Annotated in this window: 1 protein-coding gene; it reads left to right on the top strand. The window is 69.9% G+C overall.

Annotated features, from left to right (window positions below):
• On the top strand, window positions 1-239 hold a 239-nt coding region (locus tag SB751_RS34900; protein ID WP_410749599.1), incomplete at both ends, for a methyltransferase domain-containing protein.

Below are 239 nucleotides of genomic sequence, written 5' to 3' on the forward strand. Positions count from 1 at the left end.
GCTGAACCCGGTCCGGCTCGGCTGGATCGATGCGCATGCGCACCTGGCCGGCAAGCGCGCGCTCGATATCGGTTGCGGCGGCGGCATCCTGTCCGAATCGATGGCCGGGCTCGGCGCGCAGGTCAAAGGCATCTACCTGTCGACCGAGGCGCTCGGCGTCGCGGATCTGCACAGCCTGGAAAGCGGCGTCACGGTCGACTACGAGGCGATCGCCGCCGAAGCGCTCGCCGAACGCGAGC

It is taken from the genome of Cupriavidus sp. SIMBA_020 (genome assembly GCF_046535395.1).
Lineage (GTDB): Bacteria > Pseudomonadota > Gammaproteobacteria > Burkholderiales > Burkholderiaceae > Cupriavidus > Cupriavidus campinensis.